A 17,780-nucleotide genomic window follows, 5' to 3' on the forward strand; every position below is an offset into this window, starting at 1 on the left:
GAGGTCAATAAAAATGAGCACAACAATTGAATCACATAAGACATTGGAACAACAACAAAAAAGATTGGGATTGAAGCGCAGCGTCCAACAAGTGTATGATATTGGAACTTTTGAATTCATCCGGAGTTTTAAGAAAACGCTAATTCTACTTGGAGTTGCATTGGTGATGTTCATAATGTTCTTCATCATCGAAGAGGCTCCATTAAGAAGGGGGGAAGAATTGTCGGAAGATCCTTACCCATATTTTATCAATTTTCTTGGAATGATAAGTATGATTATTTTAATCTGCGCGACTGCCTACGGAGGATCATTATTAGTGATAGATTTTGAAAAACAAACCGGAAACATCCTATTTCCAAAAATTAGCCGCAATAAAATGTTTTTCGGACGATTTCTTGCAAATTACATTATGAATGGGGGAATAGTGATCTTTTATTATTTATTAGTCGCGTTTGCAACGCTCTACCATTATCAATTTGTTCCATCTTCCTTATGGGCAAGTATGGGTTGGGCATTGTTATATACTTTAGCAGTACTATCATTTATTACGTTTTTTAGTTCTTTTATGAAAAGCACAGCAATGGTAGTAGTTTTCTCCTTAATATTCCTCTTAATTCTCTTTTCGATAATAGAATCGATCCTTTCACTCTTTACTACGGTGGAACCTTTGTTTTTATTGACCTACTATTCGCGAATAATCACACAATGTTTCAATATGCCCCTTGAAGATGAACGAGTTTCCACTATCCCGTTAATTACAGGAGAAGAAACAGGATTAGATACTGATTTTGCTATGACTCTCTGGTCTACCCCAAGCCATCAAGGAGCGCTATTTGGAATGTTAATTTATTCGGCAGTATTTATTTTCTTCTCTTTTGTTTTCTTTCGAAGAAGGGAGTTAAAATAAAGGATATCGTTTTTTTCTGAGGTGACCTATTCATCTCACTTCTTTTTTAAAATGATAAAAATTCAAAAAACTTCCATGTAAAAAAAGATCATAAAGGACCGCGATTCAGTTATAATGAAAAAATTTTTAGTGAAATAGTTGGATTGTCAAATAAATTTGTAGTTATTGACAAGGCTACTTCAAAAAATCATACTTTTTTATTTTCTACTAATGAATATCTATAGAGATCCTTTCCAAGAAAAATATACCAGCCGAAATAAAATATGCCTGCTACGATCATAATGTAGCTACTTAAAGTAGGTGTGAAAAGATGCAGTAAATGTTGAATTAAATCAAGGCCGTTTGCCAAAATTCCTAAAATGATAGTCGAATTTGAAAACAATTCATTCTTGTGCATTCTAATATGAAATAATAGAAATCCACCTTGCAGGAAAATTCCTGATACTAACCAAGCAGTCCCATTCCATTCATTCATTGCAAGAACAGCTTCCCCTGCGGCAATATATTTACTTCTGATCATATCGTCAACAGTATTGTTGTACTTATCACTCAAATCTATTAATGATAATGCCCCGTTATTTGTTACGGCTATTACAACTCCCATTAGAATAAGTATTAATAGGAAAAGTGATATTGCGGGGTCTTTTTTTTTCATAACTGCATATATACCAAATGATACTGGTGCCATTAGTAATATGATAATCAAGCTTTGAAAATCTAATCGTAAAATTGCCTCAAATCTATTGGTTTCTAACATTTCAAAGACTTCTTCAATAGTTTCAGGAAGGATTCCAACAACTATTGCAAAAATCATAATGAATATCGCACATAATAGCTGAGAATATACTGAGATTGAAGCAATTTTACAAGTAATCTTCCAATCTTCATCAACAATCTGGGAATTGGTATTAGAACTCATTTTTTTTTACCTTTTTTTTTCTTTGTAATCTTACTTAAAAAAACTGACATATTCGTGTTTTCATAGCGAGCACCTAATTTACTATCTAAAACAGAAATTTGATTCTCGCAGTTCGTTCCTATAAATTGCGGGAAAGCTTAGAATTAATGATCCATTTTCAACCTTATTTTCTTTTCTTCTTAATTCATTCGTTATATGACTTGATTTTCTTTTTAAAGCTTCTTAAATAAATTTTTTATTTTTTTTTGGGGTAATTTTATTTTTTTCACCTTTTTTGAATTATTATCATTCCTTTGTATATTTGCATGAAATCTGTTCAGCGCGATCAGTCTAATCAAATCTAATTCCAATTTCGTAATGTTTTCCCCATATTTCTTAATTATTATTTTATCACATTCATCTTCATAAAAAATTCGATCATTCTGATTTTCATCCAGTTTGTATATTTTTCGATTATATCTTCTTTCTATTTCTATAATTCTATTTAAACTATCAATTAAATAAATAACTTTGTCAAAAAGTGTCGAGATCTTAACTTTCATTACGTATATTTGGCCATCTCTATCCATGATTTGAAATCCTTCGAGGAAAAATTGTTTTTCGATATCAAAAGGTATTGAAGCCCAAGGTATTTGTTCAATACTTAAATCATCTGTTAATATTAGAGAAATTTCATTCATATTTTCCTTCAAATTCTCACGGGAATAATAGGAGAAAAGGAAAGGATTCAAATGTTTTTCAGGGAGCAATGAATTGAAAAAATAATTATATTCATTGATTTCGACGGAAAGATCTTGTTCACTAACTATAATGATAGGACAAGAAAGTAACAAAGCTCTAAAGAATAGAAGAACAATTTGATTGTTGAAATTATCAAGAATTGTTTTGAGAGAAAAAATGTGTTTTTGTGTTCTTGTTTTGTTTAAAACAACTGAATCAAGCTTTTCATAGCCAATTGCTTTATGTTTGTTTGAAACAAATGCGAGAAATCGATGGTTACAGCATATTCCTGATTCGATATGAATTTTTATGGCATTCAAAGTCCCTTTTTTAAAAAGATGATTTGGAATTTTTACCATAGCACCCTTACCACAATCAGGACAGATTATTTCTATGAAATTCATTGAATTTAGCAATTTTCTACTCTTTCTCCTTTAAATTAGTTCTTTAATGGGCATAAATCTCTAATAAAATATTATAGTCTAAAAAACCATATCTGTTTATTTTTCGGAAATAGACAAAAGAGAGAACTGCTTGGATATTATATAGTTTGCTTCCGAACGAAATTTACTAACTATTTTATGTTCACGTTCTAAAACTTTCATCCGAAAATCATCGTAAATTTCCTTCCCTCTCATGCTCTGAGCTTTTTTTGTCTCATGATAAGTTAAATCAATATAAATATTAAAATCACCGGTAAAATGTAGAGAATACAATCCTTCCAAAATTAATACAGAAATACCGCTAAAATCTGTAATAAGTGTATCTACGCGATCATTAATTAAATCGACACATGGTAAATTCCCAACTTTATCTGATTTAAAATCTAAAATATTTTTTATAATTAAATCCCAATCATATTCCGTAAAATTAATTGCAGAAATTCCTTCCTTTTTCCTCCATTCTAATCGATTATTAGGAGGAATTCGATAGTAGTTATCGGTGTGGAGAATTTTTGTAAGAATTCCTTCTTTCTTTAAATATCTACCTACCATGTGAGCGACTTCACTCTTTCCAGAACCAGATTCTCCACCGATTGTGATAATTAATTTTTCCCTTCTTGTTTTAAGATATTTTTGAACTATCTCATGGGCAACATTTTTATGTTTTTCCTCGATTAGTAGAACATCACCTAACATGTATTTCACTCCATTGTTCATTAATTAAAAAATATTCTTTACCCCTAACTCGGATTGCTTGTTCTATTACTGAGTCACTTGAAAATTTAATTCTGACATTTAAATTTGAGAGTTCGAAGGAATAACGACAACCTTTCAAGTTGAATGAAAAATTCAAGCATCGCCAATGTGCAGGTAATCGAGGGTCAATTTCTAAAAAATCCGAGAACAAATTCACACCTGCATAACCAAACAATATCATACAATAAGAACCACCCATAACTCCAGTATGAATTCCTTCTCCAGTTGTTCCATTCTGAATATCAGAATAATCACATGATAGTGTTTTTAAAAAAAAATCGAATGATTCTTTATATCGTCCCAGCAGATTTAAAACATGAGAATGTACTAGATAACTTAAGGTAGAACCATGTGATGTTCTTTTGTAATAATAGTCAAAATTTGTTTCCAAAAACACATTCGGAATTCTATAGCCATTATTAGATAAGATAGATTCAACTTCACATTTGGGTAACATATAAAAGATCATAAGTAAATCCGCTTGTTTGATAGCTTGAAAACTATTGACATCCAAATTTTCAGATTTGAGAATTCGGTCAAGTCGATTAATGCATTCATATTTTTTCCGATATTCATCCAAATTTAGTTCTACTAGATTTAAAAATCCTTCAAACTGAGAAATTATCCCATCGTCAGTAATTTCAATAAAAAGGTTTGTGCTAATTCTATCCCAAAGGTTCAATTCTTTTTCAGTTAATCCTATAGATTTGAATAATGATAATTTATCCAATTTCGGCAATTCTGATAAAATTAAGAGAGTTTTCTTCAAAAGCCAAGAAACCAATATATTGGTATAAGAATTGTTATTGATTCCACGATCTGGCTTATCAGGATAATGTTCATGGAATTCATCTGGACCCATTACATCCTTTATAGAATATCGTCCAGTTTTTGAACTTAAATGTGAGATTGATGCCCAAAATCTACATATTTCTAATATAGTAATCAAACCTTTTTCAAAGAAAAATTGATAGTCCTTAGATACATGGAAATAATTCAAAATGTTATAAGCAATTGATAAATTCACATGACGTTGTTTAATACTATGGTCTTCGCTCCAAATACCTGTCAATGGATTTAAGTGCATCTTTTGTGTTTCTTCTCTGCCATCTAAACCACTTTGCCATGGATATAATGCCCCACTATACCCTTGTTCTTTTGCATTTTTTCTTGCTTGATCTAATCTATCAGTTCGGTAAATAAGGATGCTTTGTGCGATTTCTGGATAATGAAGATTATAAAATGGAAAAAAAAATAATTCATCCCAAAAGAAATGTCCACGATAGGATTCACCATGTAATCCACGAGCAGGAATACTAAGATTTGACTCTACACTGAGAGGAGAACCACTTATTATAAGGTGATATAAATTAATTCGAATTAATTTCTGTACATATCGATCACCTACTATTTTGACATCAACTTTATTCCAAATTTTTTTCCATTCTTCATAGCTACTCTTAGCAATATCATCAAAAGCATCAATTTTTGATAGTTTGGAAGTAGAATCGTCAATTTTTTTTTGAATTTCATTTTTATTATAAAATTTACAAATATATACAATTTTTTCCAAGCTGATTGAATCATATTGGCTAATATTTTCGGATAAGGTTGCCTTAACACAAGTTTTTTCTTTAGTTAAACCAATTAATGGGAAACATTTATCTTCATTTTTTGATAGCATAATTTTTGCTGAAACTAAAATGTGAATATTTGATTGAATTGTTGAAGACACATTCGAGATAATATCACCCTTGGAATATAGAAATACTGTCTTCAAATGCTTTGAATTCAAACCGTTATATCGCTTTACACCCTTATTTTCAATAGAACTATCAATAGAAGTTTGAAATGTAATTTTGCCAGAATAATTCAAAGAAGTAATTCCATATTGAATTGCCCCATAATTAGGATTTTTCATGCTAATAATACGTTTAGAAACAATTTTAGTTCTATTTTTATTCAAATCTTCAACAACGATAAATCGATTTAGCACACCTCTTTTTAAATTCAAGGAGCGTTTAAATTGTAGAATTTTCCAAGAAGTAGGATCGAACCATTCACCAGAATTTATCTTAAATTTAAGGGGAAGCCAATTTGGACAATTTACTAAGTCTAAATTTGATATTATTTTATTTTTAACATTAGATTCAGTTCGGTTATATACTCCTGCAATATAGGTTCCAGGATAATTATTTATTGTTGCGTTTACCTCTTCAAAAGTGCCACGAGTGCAGATTACACCATTTCCAATTGTACAAAGGGATTCTCTCATCATTTCTAGTTCAGGAGCATAGTGATTATATTCAATTTTCCATTGAGATTCATTTAATTCAAAACTAAACCAATTTTTAATTCTTTCAAATGAAATATCTCGTAGATCTTCTACTACAATATCTGCACCATTTATTTTCAATTCATTTTGATTATTTTCACGGGCAACACCAATTATTAGACCAAAATTACCATCTCTTCCTGCTTGAACTCCTGATATTGCATCTTCAACTATTACGGTAAGATCATATGGAACTCCAAGATTGTCTGCAGCCTTGTGGAAAATGTCTGGTTGAGGTTTTCCTCTCAACTCTAATTTTTGTAAGGAATTTCCATCAACAATAGTCTCAAATAGCTGGATAATTCCAACCGATTCTAAAACTAATCGACAATTTTTACTCGAGGAAGCAACACCCAACTTAATGGATTTTTTCTTTAAATCTTTAATTATTTCCAAGGATGATGTAAAAACTTCTACTCCTTGTGTTTTAATTAAATTTTCTAGTATCTGGTTTTTTTTATTACCTAATCCACAAATTGATATCACATCGGGTGAATCGTCTTGACTTCCATATTCGAGACTAATATTTCGAGATAGAAGAAAGGATTCTACTCCTTTATAACGAGGTTTCCCATCTACATATAGTAAATAATCACTCTCATGGGTAAATTCTTTAAAATTTTCACCTAATAAGTTAGAACGTTGTTTTAGATAACTATTAAACATGTTCTTCCAAGCCAAACTATGAAGCTGGGCGGTGTTTGTTATTACACCATCCAAATCAAAAATTACTGCCTTGCAAATCATTATGTTCATAAACCTGCTATTTTGTTTTGCTTGTAAAAAAAATTTAAAGTTGTTGAATCGGATTTTTATGTATTAGATTTAATTCCGATTTTGCATCAAATACATGAATTTTCTCATTTGGGAAACTCACATATGCATGATCTCCCATTTTTGCACTATAAAACCCATTAGCGACAGCTAAAGATGCAAATTTGCCTTTAAACTCGAACTCTATTATTGTATTCGCACCTAAATATTCAACCACATCTATTTTGACCTTAAAAGCATCTTGTCGTTTGTCTGGAGTAATTTGAATATGTTCTGGTCTTATTCCTAGTATCAAATCTGTCGAATTGGCAGTTTTAATTTTTTCTACAATACTTGAATTAATTGAATATTGATTCTGCCCAAAAACGAGATTGGAACCTTGCAATTCACATCTCATGAAATTCATAGATGGAGCGCCAATGAATCCTGCAACAAATATATTTCGAGGAGTATTATATACTTCAGATGGAGTTCCTACTTGTTGTATATACCCCCCATTCAAAATGGTTATCCTATCAGCCATGGACATGGCTTCAACTTGATCATGAGTTACATAAATCAAGGTAGTTTGAAGCTGCTTTTGAAGTTTGATAATTTCACCACGCATTTGAGTTCGAAGTTTTGCATCTAAATTACTTAATGGTTCATCAAAAAGAAAAACTGTTGGATCTCTTACAATACACCTTCCTAATGCAACTCTTTGCCTTTGACCACCACTTAATTCTTTCGGTTTTCGATCTAATAAAGATTCAATCTCCAAAATTTTTGCAGCTTTCACGACATTTCGATTGATGATTTCTTTATCCACTTTTGCAAGCTTCAAAGCAAAACTCATATTTTCGCGAACATTCATATGAGGATAAAGCGCATAGCTCTGAAATACCATAGCAAGGTTTCGTTCCTTTGGAGGTAACTCAGAAACATCTACATCACCAAAAAAAATATTTCCATCAGTTACATATTCAAGCCCAGCAATAATATTTAGACACGTAGATTTTCCACAACCAGATGGACCAACAAGAACCATAAATTCTTTATCTCTTATAGTCAAATCTATTCCTTTTAGTACATGAACATCTGGCTTAAATATCTTATTTACTTTTTTCAATTCTATATTTACCATTTTTTTCACCAATTTTTAATTATCCTTTTACCGCTCCACTAGTAATTCCTTTGATAATGTGTTTTTGAAAAATTAGAACAATAATGACCAGCGGTACTGTAGCAATCGAAGTTGCAGCCATTAAGGCAATATCAGTATCCCAATTTGCAGACAAACTTGCAGGGTTTTGAACAAAACGCAAAATTGCCCGAGGAATTGTATGATTATCATCCGATATTAACCAGATTTGAGCAAACAATAGTTCATTCCAAGCAGCAATGAAAACTAAAATAAAACATGTAAATAAACCTGGAACTGTTAAGGGCATTATCACTTTTCGAAATACTTGAAAATTTGAAGCACCATCAACACGTGCTGCTTTCCATAAATCTTCTGGAATCTCCTCAAAGAAAGATCTCAAAACAAAAGTTGCGAGTGGAAGATTGAATGCAGCATATGGTAAAATTAACCCAAAAAGACTATCTGTTAGATCCAGAAATGGAAATATGTTTGAAATGACTTTTGTTTGAATAAAATATGGAATAATGATTACTAAAGGTGGCAAACTAGTCATTGTAAAGATAATCAGCGATGTTATTTTTTTAAATTTGAAGTCAAATTTCGCTAATGCATAGCCAGTTAAAGAACCTACAATTAAAACAACTAGGGCAGTTAAACCAGATAAAATAAATCCATTAATTAGCGCTCTATCAAAGGTTGCTCCAAAAAATTCTGAATTTTGAAATACTACCTTGAATGCATCTATGGATGGAAATTTGGGCAGAATTTCAAAACTATCTTGAGCAATGTATGGATTACGAAAAGCTCTTAAAACAATCCAAATAAATGGGAAAGCACAGAATAGACACATTAAAAATACAGAGATAACTAATCCTATCTTTTTAATTACACGTTTTCTTCGAAACCATTGAATTTCTTTATTTGAAATTTTCCTCAAAAGAAATGTTGTCTTATCACCATCATGGATTGAGTTCTCATTATCGTCGTTATTATTTTCATTATTATCCAGAATTTCATCAGTGAGAGAAGGTCCTTCTTTGGATTTTCTCATTAGAGAAATCGAAGATAATTTGGTTTTGGGAGATTTTGAGGTTCGATCTACAGACAATATCTTAAAAATGAAAACCGCGAATATAATAATGATAAGAAATTCTAACATTGCAACTGTGGAGGCCTTTCCAAATTCTTGAGATCTAGACCAAAAATTTACTGATTGATATGTCATTGAATATACAGTATCATCCCTAAATATTACAATCGCATCATATACACGAATTGCATCCATAACACGAAATACTAATGCAGTAGCAACACCAGGTCTAATAATTGGCCAAGTAATCTTTGAAAATTTTTGCCAAGGAGTTGCTCCAGCGATATCTGCAGCACCATATAAATCTTCAGAAACAACCTGTAAGGCAGCTAGAATTAGTAAACTGAAGAATGGAGTAGTCTTCCATACATCAATTAGAATTGAAGATAACATTGTTGTTGAAATGGGTACCATCATGAATCCAGGAGAAAATGGAATCAAACATGGTAAATCAAATAGAATTGATACATCAGCACCAAAAAAAGCAATTCCATTTCCACCTAATCCTTGAATTAAAGAATTAAACAAACCATAATCACCTGATGGTGCAAGTATTTCATATCGAAAAATAGTTGCTGAAGCAACAGTTGGCAACGCCCATGGTATTAAAAGTGTTGCTCTAGCTAAGCCTCGACCTTTAAACTCTTTATTCAATAGTAAAGCAAAAATTAAACCAAGTAATAATTCTAAAGTCACAGCAACGATCGCAAAGAAAAGTGTTTGGTAGGTATATTGCCAAAAATGATTGGCATTTATCCCTCCATGAAATAATAATTCATAATAATTAATTAAAGTGATTTTATCACCGAAAAAACCATTTGAAGCAGAACTATTTGTAAAACTAATCAAAATACCTATTATTAGTGGGAAGAAAATTCCAAAAAGAAAAACTAATACCGCTGGAATTAATATCTTATATGCAAATCTTTTTTCTGATTTATTAAGTTCCTTCTTATTTTTCTTACCCAGCGATAAATTTTCATCTGGATTCGGTCTTGATACTGTGTTATATATTTTTTTAGATTCTTCCATTATTTCACCCTGTTCGATTCAATAAAAAAAAAGTGTAAAAATTTTAAGTTCGTCTCTTTCTAACTAAAATAATACTTACGGTTAGACTCAAAGCAACAACTAAAAAGCCTATAGAATAACCCGGAATACCATTTCCAGGAATTTCTATTTTACCACTGATTATTTCAGTAATTGCAGATTCCATCTTTCCTAGACCTTCATTAACTGATTTTACACCACCTAATATATCATTAAAATAATCCGCAATTTCTACTGAAAAAGTAGCATATTTAGGATGTACAGGTCGAGCAAGTGTACGTTCAGCAGCGGATTCGAATTCTGCTACCCACTCATATCCAGCAGGTAAGTTATCAAAAGCAGATTTCAATGCAGGAAAATTAGAGCATTCAGTCAATTCGGCAAGTTGAGCAACTTCATCGCCTAAGAATCGTATTAAATTCATAGCTTCAGTTTTTTGAGTTCCACTCGTTGGAATGGCTAAAACAGCACCACCCACTACAGCCGATTTTTCAGAATCTCCACCTGTTTTAGTTGGCATTGCAGTTACGCCAAACTGGACATAATTACCAGAACCATCTGTAGCATTAAGTCCTGCTTCAGCTTTTGAATTTCCATAAGCAAATGGCCATTGTCGCATAAAAATAGCTTCTCCAGCCGTCCATTTTCCAACAGAAGAACCTTCATCATGAGTTAACCCTTCTCGAGGAACAATGTAATCTGTACCTTGAACACCAGTATATCTAGGAGCGATCAAACCATTCAAAAATGTCATGGCAGATTGAACATCTGTGTTATTCAAATCAACTTCTCCATCTGAATCAAATATACTTGTTTGACCAGCACTCCCCATCCATTCAATGAAATTACAAACCCCACCTTCATATGCATCAAATTGTCCGACGAAGCCAACTAAATCGGGATCTAAGGCTTGTTCTGTTGCGTTTGCAAGAATTGTATTTGCTGCGGCTTTGAATTCATCCCAAGTATCGAAATCATCTACAGAATCGTATCCATTTCTAGCTAAAATATCTGCTCGATAGAAAAGTACACCTAAATTCAAGAAGTATGGATATGCATATGCCTTGCCATTATACATGCTAGAATCGACCATCCCGCTAAAATAATCATCAAATTCCCCTGATTCAAGAGTAAGCTCATCAATCCACCCATTTTCAGCAAATTGAGCTGTCCAAACCGTATCAAGCCCAACAACATCGAATTCAGAACTCCCTGCAGCCATCTGAGTCGTAAGATAAACAAGCTGATCGTCAGCACGGGTTCCAGAAGAAATAACTTCGACTGCATCCACGCCGGTTCCAAGTGTATCAGCCAAAAATTCATCAATAACAGCTTCCACTCCTGGTGCTTGTTGGTCTGTTACTATGATTTTTAAAGTTACACCTTGAGCTTTAACAGGCTGAATTATTCCCAAGCCGAGAGTAAAAACCATCATACCTAAAAGAGTAATAGATACAAATCCATTTTTTGTTTTCATTTTATCACTACCTACATTTTTGTACCAATTACAAATTTCTTGTCGTATTTTATACATACATCATTATTACTACATATCTGAAAGTTTTGACAAGCAAAATTTATACTGGCAATAATATTCTATCAGATTAGTATATAAACATTCGTATTTGGCTGCCACAGAATTGTACTGGAAATACTAATACTGTAATGGGTTAAGGTGGACACATATGTTTTTTATTTCAAAATATGATAGATTTTTATTAAAAATATGTCTCAATAAATGGATAAAAACTTCTCAAAATAAGAAAAACTGTAAGAAATTTAACATCAGATTTTTTTCTGAAGATCAATCTCATTAATTTTTTAAAAAATCGAAAAGCATTAATAAAAATAATTCAAGAATTAAAAAAAAAAAAAATATGTTATTCAGAATTATCCATGTTTCATTCTATCCTTGATTGACTTCACAATCTCTTTGATATTATTATGAACGACATCTAACATATTACGCCATTCACGTCTTTGATCATCTGTTGCACCTGACCATATTCGAGGTAATACAAAAATTTTTGTCGGTATCAGAGAGCGTAAAGGTAGATTGTTATAGACTTCCTCTCCATAGGCCAAAATAAGATCTGGTTTTAAAAAATCAATTTCGCGTTTCAAGTGTTGGTGATAACATTGTTTAACTAAGAAATCTTTCGCCTTTGATTTTTTTAAGTAAGTAAAATTTCTAATAGTTTGACATTTCACTAGGTTAGTATAATTAACATAGTCAAATACTTGATATCGTTCAATAGAAAGTACTTTGGAAATTGCTTCAAGAAGATCACGATGAAAGGATAATTTTCTCCGATTTTCATCATAATCTATTGCATTTCTAAACATCGATCCGGCAATATCGAGATGTTTCCTAACAAATTCTTTGCTTTCTTCTATTGTAATCCTATCATTGGATCTATGAATCTTACTATATTCCTTTGTTTCTTCTTCAGTAAGTTTTCCAGGGTTGGTAGCAATAATTAGAAATTTTTTTGGTAGTGATGTTTTCCAATAAAATGACCTCGGAATAAAACATTTATTTCCATTTGGATCATTTACAGCGCCATGTTCATTACATTCATCACTACAACATCTAATGATTTCAGAATATAAATCTAACATCTTTGATTCAACTTGAAAAGAATTTGAAGTTACCAAAATATATTTCACCGTAATTAAAGTAATATAGTAATTTGTTTATCTAATAAAAAACCTATTTTTCAAAATTAAAAAAATGTGAGTTTTTTGTCAAGTTTATAAAAAAATGTGAGTTTTTTGTCAAGTTTATAAAAAAATGTGAGTTTTTTGTCAAACTAAATCTTTTCTTAAGAAATATCGAAAAATGAAACACATACAATATTCCATGGCAATATTTGAAATTCTGAAGTTGCACCACAATCTATCTCCTCCATATACTGGACCAAACAATCCTTAAACTCCTGTACAAAGAGTAGGAATTAAGACAAAAATCAATAATTGTTTGGATCGATTATGGGGAGCCATTTCATGAAGTTGGCATAGAACATTTTGACTAAAAATCGTTTATTTCTCAAGATTACAGACCACTTTCTTAGATAATGTACAATATTGGGGTGAAATATATTTGATATTAAAAATAGATACCCTATTTGGTTCAAAGCATAAAAGAAAAAGGAATAAATTAAAAAAAAGTGTTATGATTCAGATCCGTTTTTTTCATAAATTTTTTTTATATACTTCGATAACTTCTAAAGAAAAATCAACTAACTTCAATTATGAAGAAAGTTCCAATCTTTGTAAAATGGCCAATATGGGATGAGGAGGATATTGAACTTGTCTCAGAAGTCATTAAATCCGGAAATTGGTGGTGTGGTGCGCCCAATGCCCATGAAGGAGAAAATGTTTGGAAATTTCAGACAGAATTTGCTCAATTTCACCAAGTAAAACATGCTTTTGCTTGTACAAATGGAACCCATGCAATTGAAATATGTTTGATGGCTTTAGGAATTGGTCGAGGGGATGAAGTGATTGTGTCGGATTGGACATTTGTGGCGAGCGCATCAGCAATTGTATCTGTTGGAGCAGTCCCAATTTTTTGTGATGTAAATTCTGACACATTTTTAATAGAACCCACGAAAATCGAAGATTTAATCACACCCCGAACAAAAGCCATTGTTTGTGTCCATTTGGGGGGAATGCCTTGTGATATGGAAGCTCTTTTAAAAATAGCGAAAACTCATGATTTAAAGATTATTGAAGATTGCGCGCATGCCCATGGAAGTTCTCTACAAAATAAAATGGTAGGGACTTGGGGAGATTGTGGAACCTTCTCGTTCCAAGCATCAAAAGTCATAAATGCGGGAGAAGGTGGTGCTATTATTTGCAATGATGATGAACTTGCTTTGAAAATCTACCAAGTTTTGGATAGTGGGAGATTGCCTGGGAGATGGTTTTATGATCATTTTGCTTACGGTTCTGATTTTCGCTTAGGAGAAATGAATGCCGCATTATTACGCACACAATTGAAAAAATATCCCGCTCAATTTCGCCTCCGAAATAAAAATGCTCAATATTTAAATATTAAGCTTAAAGAAATACCCGGGATTTCACCCCAAAAACGGAAAAAAGCAGTCACAGGATGTGCTAATTATGTCTATCCGGTATTTTTCGATCCAGATCATTTTGGAGGTATTGATTATCAAGTAATATATAAAGAATTAGAAGAACGAGGAATTCCCACCGATGCTTGTTATCCACCCTTGCACAAATTAGACCTCTTTGAAAATATGAATCTTCTCCCAAACATCGATTATAGCCAAGCCAATTGGGGAAAAGATAACCCTCACCCGCAAAATTTTCCAGTTGTTGAAAAGCTGCATCGGAATGCATTTCAATTAGATCACCGGGTTTTACTATCCAATCAAGAAGCATTGGATTATATAATAGAGCAAATAAAAATCATTCAAAAAAAATTCTCAAAAGATGATAAAGAATAAAATTCTCTTCATTTCTGGTATAATAAAAACGTAGTTTTTTCTTTCTTTCCATTAAACATCTTCTCATCAACATAGGATTTCAAAAAAGTAAAGCCTAATTCCTTAAGGGTCAAACGCATCCATTCCTGCGAAAAAGATGACCAGTACATGGGGGAGTCTTCAAACCATGTATCGCGCCCTTCATCACTATAGAGCGGGAAATCAAGTAGTAGCACACCATCGTTTGTCAGTATGCGATAAATGTGAGTGAATAATTCAACATGATAAATTCGAGGGAGATGTCGTATAGAAAACATGGAAATAATCCCAGAGTAAGAATTAGAAGTAGATTTCCGGCAAAAATCCACCATTTCAGCCACTTGAAAAAAACTCTTCCATTGGGGAAATTCATGATGAGCAAGCGAAATTTGTTCTGGAGATAAATCTATGCCGAAATATTCTCTTTGAGACTCTAATATCACCTTTGCAATAGGATATCCGCTTGCACACCCAAGCTCAAGAATTCTTCCTTGATTCTTGGGATGATTCAACCATTCGATGAAGATCGGAAGTTCCGATTGAGACATATCCTTCTGATCTCGATAGGATTTCGCTACTAAAGCATAACCCTCTTCAACGTACTTAATATCTTTATCCATAGTCATAAGTAATTAAGAATTTAATTAAGAGTTTTCAGATTATGGTGATTTTTGTGTCTTGATAAAATCACGAAATTGCAGTAGATTCTGGGGATTATCAAATAAAATACCATCCAAACCCCAAGAATATAGTTCTTTTTGTAATTGCAAGGGTTCAAGTTTATCTTTAAAATTCCAAGCAAATGCTTTAACCCCAAGGCTATGACATTTCTGAATAAACTCTTCATTGGTGATTAAATCGCTTTTTAATGAAAACATTGTAAAGGGGATAGGAAAAGATTTGGCTGAAGTAGAATTTAGAAGATTTTCCAAAGTAAATTCCTTGCATTTGGTGATGTTCAAGCAAATAGGGATTTTTGGTAGTAATTTATGAGCGAGAATTAATTCCGACAAATATCTACCGCTAAACACACAATGTTTCTGGAAACCATATTTCTTAATAATTTCACAAGTTGGTCGGGCAGAATTCACTCCTTTTAACTCAATCATTAACTTAGTGATAGAATTTGAATGAGCTTGCATATAGGCAATGATTTCAGACAGAAGTGAAATATTTTGATGACCAATTTTAGTTGAATATTCTTTTAAATCTTCATACTTCGTTTCACGAATAAGAGAATCAACACCATAAATACGAGACAGAGAAGCATCATGAAATACAACAAGTTTTTGATCTTGAGTTAATTGTACATCAATTTCGATAAAATTCATACGGAGATCTAAAGATTTTTGAATTCCTAGTAATGAATTCTCTGGAATTCCTTGACAAAACCCTCGATGGGAAATAAATATCATGGATAAGAATACTCTACCCATCCTAAAAAAGGTGGGTGTGCAATCACTTTCATCTTCTGCGTTTATTCTGCTGACCGATTCCAAAGGATTAAGCAGATTTTAGTGAAATCCTCAAATTTCTTTGAGAAAGATAAGATGTGAAATATACCTTTTAAGGTTTTAATTCCAAAGTATATTATTATGCCAGCCCATAAATTATTTTTATTTGGACTTGATAAAGCCGGAAAAACAACCTTATCGCATTTTATTAAAGAGGCAAAGGAAATTCAACCCCGTCCAACACTTGCGTTCAATTTGGATAAATGGATCATCAAGGATTTGGAATTTCAAATTTGGGATGCTCCAGGACAAGTATCCCTTCGTTATGTCTGGAAAAATGGATTTAATCGGGCAAAAATATTAATGTTCGTTTTAGATTGTTCACATCCAGAACGGTTTGAAGAGGCTTTCACTGAATTTAATCAAGTTATCATGAATGCTGACACACGGGGAATCCCCTTAGTGTTCTGCTTCCATAAGTGGGATATTGACTTAGCTCAAGCAAGCTATAATGATGCCAGAGCAGTTTTTAAACTTCCTCTTATCACTGATCGACCGGTATTTTCATATAGAACAACAGTGAAAAATTTAGAAACATCAAAAATTCCAAGTAATGAGGATATTGGTGGTTTAAAGTTAAAACTTGTAGAATTAATTCAATCAGAACGATGGGGCACCTAATAACTAAGAATAAATAAATAACAATGGAGAATATCAATCATGCAAATAATCACTACAATCTATGAAACTAAACTTATAATCGCTGATTCACTCCCTGAATCAGAAATAACAGATAAAAAGAAAGCACTTATTACAACACTATTCAAGAAAAACCTTGATGAAGTTAAAGCGAAACGATTGCTGATTAAAGAAGAACGAAATTCACTCAATTATTTGTTTTTGTTGCCTGCTCCTCAATCTCAAGAGGAAATCATTGTAATGTTAAGTATTTTTTTGGATGAACATGAAAACACGCTAGTATTCCAACCTATCATTATGAAATATGTTGAAAAAATTATTGCTACCCCAGAAATATATTCCGGTGTTTATTTTACACAAAATAATGATAACGTTTATTATAAAGAATGCGCACATCGTCTCCACACCTTGTTGGAACACTGTCATGATGAAATTCTGAAAAAAGAAAAAAAATCTCAAGTTGGTTTGGCTAATATTATTTTCTTTGGAATTCAAGCAGTTGGGAAAACTTCTATAATTAAACACTTGATTAATGGCCAATTTATCCAAACTCGTCCAACACTCGCACCTCAAATTTTAAAACTCTATTTTGAGCAGGTTGATTTTCGAGTTTTTGATGTAGGAGGACAAAAAAATCTTCGAAAACTGTGGACAACCAAATTGCAAAGACCCCAAGCAATAATTTATGTCCTTGATTGTTCTCATGATATAGAAGCCCTCAATGATTCTGTATTTGAATTTAATCGTATAATGAAACACTATTTTATAGAACATATAGATGCTGATAAGCTAAGAAAGATCCCTGTTTTAATTTTGGCCAATAAAAAAGACATCAATCCAGATCTTACAATAGAAAATATCATAAATGACTACAATATATCAGCGTATGATATTAATTACCGCGTGAATCTTTGCTCTGCTCTTACAGGGGATGGATTGATTGAGAGTTTTCAATGGTTGACAAAAACAATCAAAATTTCAAAATAATTTCACATTTCTATCATTTTTTCAATGTAT

The 17,780-nt window shown here is 32.1% G+C and carries 14 protein-coding genes; 4 read left to right on the forward strand and 10 right to left on the reverse strand.

Annotation, left to right across the window (positions count from 1 at the left end):
• The first annotated feature begins 13 nt into the window (after nt 1-13).
• On the forward strand, nt 14-907 hold the full coding sequence (locus NEF87_RS02710; protein ID WP_457918527.1) for an ABC transporter permease: 894 nt from the start codon (nt 14-16) through the stop codon (nt 905-907).
• 187 nt (nt 908-1,094) lie between these two features.
• Here the strand turns inward: NEF87_RS02710 and NEF87_RS02715 are convergent, their stop codons facing one another.
• From NEF87_RS02715 to NEF87_RS02750, 8 genes are all read right to left on the reverse strand, one after another.
• Nucleotides 1,095-1,826, reverse strand: a complete 732-nt coding sequence (locus tag NEF87_RS02715) for a DUF4386 family protein (protein WP_457918528.1) — start codon at nt 1,824-1,826, stop codon at nt 1,095-1,097.
• Nucleotides 1,827-2,038: 212 nt separating this feature from the next.
• Entirely contained in the window at nt 2,039-2,962 is a 924-nt protein-coding gene (locus NEF87_RS02720; protein ID WP_457918529.1) for a hypothetical protein, read from the reverse strand.
• A gap of 84 nt (nt 2,963-3,046) precedes the next feature.
• Nucleotides 3,047-3,685 carry a uridine kinase gene (locus NEF87_RS02725; protein WP_457918530.1) on the reverse strand — a complete coding sequence of 213 codons (639 nt, stop codon included), beginning with the start codon at nt 3,683-3,685 and terminating at the stop codon, nt 3,047-3,049.
• Nucleotides 3,675-6,836 carry a beta-phosphoglucomutase family hydrolase gene (locus NEF87_RS02730; RefSeq protein ID WP_457918531.1) on the reverse strand — a complete coding sequence of 1,054 codons (3,162 nt, stop codon included), beginning with the start codon at nt 6,834-6,836 and terminating at the stop codon, nt 3,675-3,677. Before NEF87_RS02730 ends, NEF87_RS02725 begins: the two co-directional genes overlap by 11 nt.
• A gap of 34 nt (nt 6,837-6,870) precedes the next feature.
• Complete coding sequence (locus NEF87_RS02735; protein ID WP_457918532.1) at nt 6,871-7,977, reverse strand: ABC transporter ATP-binding protein; 1,107 nt, start codon at nt 7,975-7,977, stop codon at nt 6,871-6,873.
• Between the two features lie 19 nt (nt 7,978-7,996).
• Entirely contained in the window at nt 7,997-10,099 is a 2,103-nt protein-coding gene (locus NEF87_RS02740; RefSeq protein ID WP_457918533.1) for an ABC transporter permease, read from the reverse strand.
• A 43-nt stretch (nt 10,100-10,142) separates the two neighbouring features.
• Nucleotides 10,143-11,594, reverse strand: coding sequence for an extracellular solute-binding protein (locus NEF87_RS02745; protein WP_457918534.1), 1,452 nt, complete (start codon nt 11,592-11,594; stop codon nt 10,143-10,145).
• Between the two features lie 413 nt (nt 11,595-12,007).
• Nucleotides 12,008-12,775, reverse strand: a complete 768-nt coding sequence (locus tag NEF87_RS02750; protein ID WP_457918535.1) for a uracil-DNA glycosylase family protein — start codon at nt 12,773-12,775, stop codon at nt 12,008-12,010.
• A 596-nt stretch (nt 12,776-13,371) separates the two neighbouring features.
• On the opposite strand from NEF87_RS02750, the gene NEF87_RS02755 reads away from it, so the two are divergent.
• Nucleotides 13,372-14,592, forward strand: coding sequence for a DegT/DnrJ/EryC1/StrS family aminotransferase (locus NEF87_RS02755; RefSeq protein WP_457918536.1), 1,221 nt, complete (start codon nt 13,372-13,374; stop codon nt 14,590-14,592).
• A gap of 8 nt (nt 14,593-14,600) precedes the next feature.
• On the opposite strand, the gene NEF87_RS02760 is transcribed toward NEF87_RS02755, so the two are convergent.
• The gene (locus NEF87_RS02760) at nt 14,601-15,230 is read right to left on the reverse strand and encodes a class I SAM-dependent DNA methyltransferase (RefSeq protein WP_457918537.1); all 630 of its coding nucleotides are present in this window, start codon (nt 15,228-15,230) and stop codon (nt 14,601-14,603) included.
• Between the two features lie 39 nt (nt 15,231-15,269).
• A complete protein-coding gene (locus tag NEF87_RS02765; protein ID WP_457918538.1) occupies nt 15,270-16,025 on the reverse strand; it encodes a glycerophosphodiester phosphodiesterase in 756 nt (251 codons plus the stop codon).
• Between the two features lie 180 nt (nt 16,026-16,205).
• Between NEF87_RS02765 and NEF87_RS02770 the strand changes: the two genes are divergently transcribed.
• Nucleotides 16,206-16,745 (forward strand): ADP-ribosylation factor-like protein, encoded by a 540-nt coding sequence (locus NEF87_RS02770; RefSeq protein ID WP_371804867.1) that lies wholly within the window; start codon nt 16,206-16,208, stop codon nt 16,743-16,745.
• A 39-nt stretch (nt 16,746-16,784) separates the two neighbouring features.
• Entirely contained in the window at nt 16,785-17,750 is a 966-nt protein-coding gene (locus tag NEF87_RS02775; protein WP_457918539.1) for an ADP-ribosylation factor-like protein, read from the forward strand.
• Nucleotides 17,751-17,780 lie beyond the last annotated feature (30 nt).

Origin of the sequence: Candidatus Lokiarchaeum ossiferum (assembly GCA_025839675.1) — an archaeon.
In the GTDB taxonomy this organism is placed as follows: domain Archaea; phylum Asgardarchaeota; class Lokiarchaeia; order Sigyniarchaeales; family Promethearchaeaceae; genus Lokiarchaeum; species Lokiarchaeum ossiferum.

Coding starts and splice junctions, on each gene's coding strand:
- NEF87_RS02755 (WP_457918536.1), top strand. CDS start 13,372: ATGAAGAAAGTTCCAATCTTTGTAAAATGGCCAATATGGGATGAGGAG.
- NEF87_RS02740 (WP_457918533.1), bottom strand. CDS start 10,099: ATGGAAGAATCTAAAAAAATATATAACACAGTATCAAGACCGAATCCA.
- NEF87_RS02710 (WP_457918527.1), top strand. CDS start 14: ATGAGCACAACAATTGAATCACATAAGACATTGGAACAACAACAAAAA.
- NEF87_RS02775 (WP_457918539.1), top strand. CDS start 16,785: ATGCAAATAATCACTACAATCTATGAAACTAAACTTATAATCGCTGAT.
- NEF87_RS02760 (WP_457918537.1), bottom strand. CDS start 15,230: ATGGATAAAGATATTAAGTACGTTGAAGAGGGTTATGCTTTAGTAGCG.
- NEF87_RS02715 (WP_457918528.1), bottom strand. CDS start 1,826: ATGAGTTCTAATACCAATTCCCAGATTGTTGATGAAGATTGGAAGATT.
- NEF87_RS02745 (WP_457918534.1), bottom strand. CDS start 11,594: ATGAAAACAAAAAATGGATTTGTATCTATTACTCTTTTAGGTATGATG.
- NEF87_RS02725 (WP_457918530.1), bottom strand. CDS start 3,685: ATGTTAGGTGATGTTCTACTAATCGAGGAAAAACATAAAAATGTTGCC.
- NEF87_RS02730 (WP_457918531.1), bottom strand. CDS start 6,836: ATGAACATAATGATTTGCAAGGCAGTAATTTTTGATTTGGATGGTGTA.
- NEF87_RS02770 (WP_371804867.1), top strand. CDS start 16,206: ATGCCAGCCCATAAATTATTTTTATTTGGACTTGATAAAGCCGGAAAA.
- NEF87_RS02765 (WP_457918538.1), bottom strand. CDS start 16,025: ATGATATTTATTTCCCATCGAGGGTTTTGTCAAGGAATTCCAGAGAAT.
- NEF87_RS02735 (WP_457918532.1), bottom strand. CDS start 7,977: ATGGTAAATATAGAATTGAAAAAAGTAAATAAGATATTTAAGCCAGAT.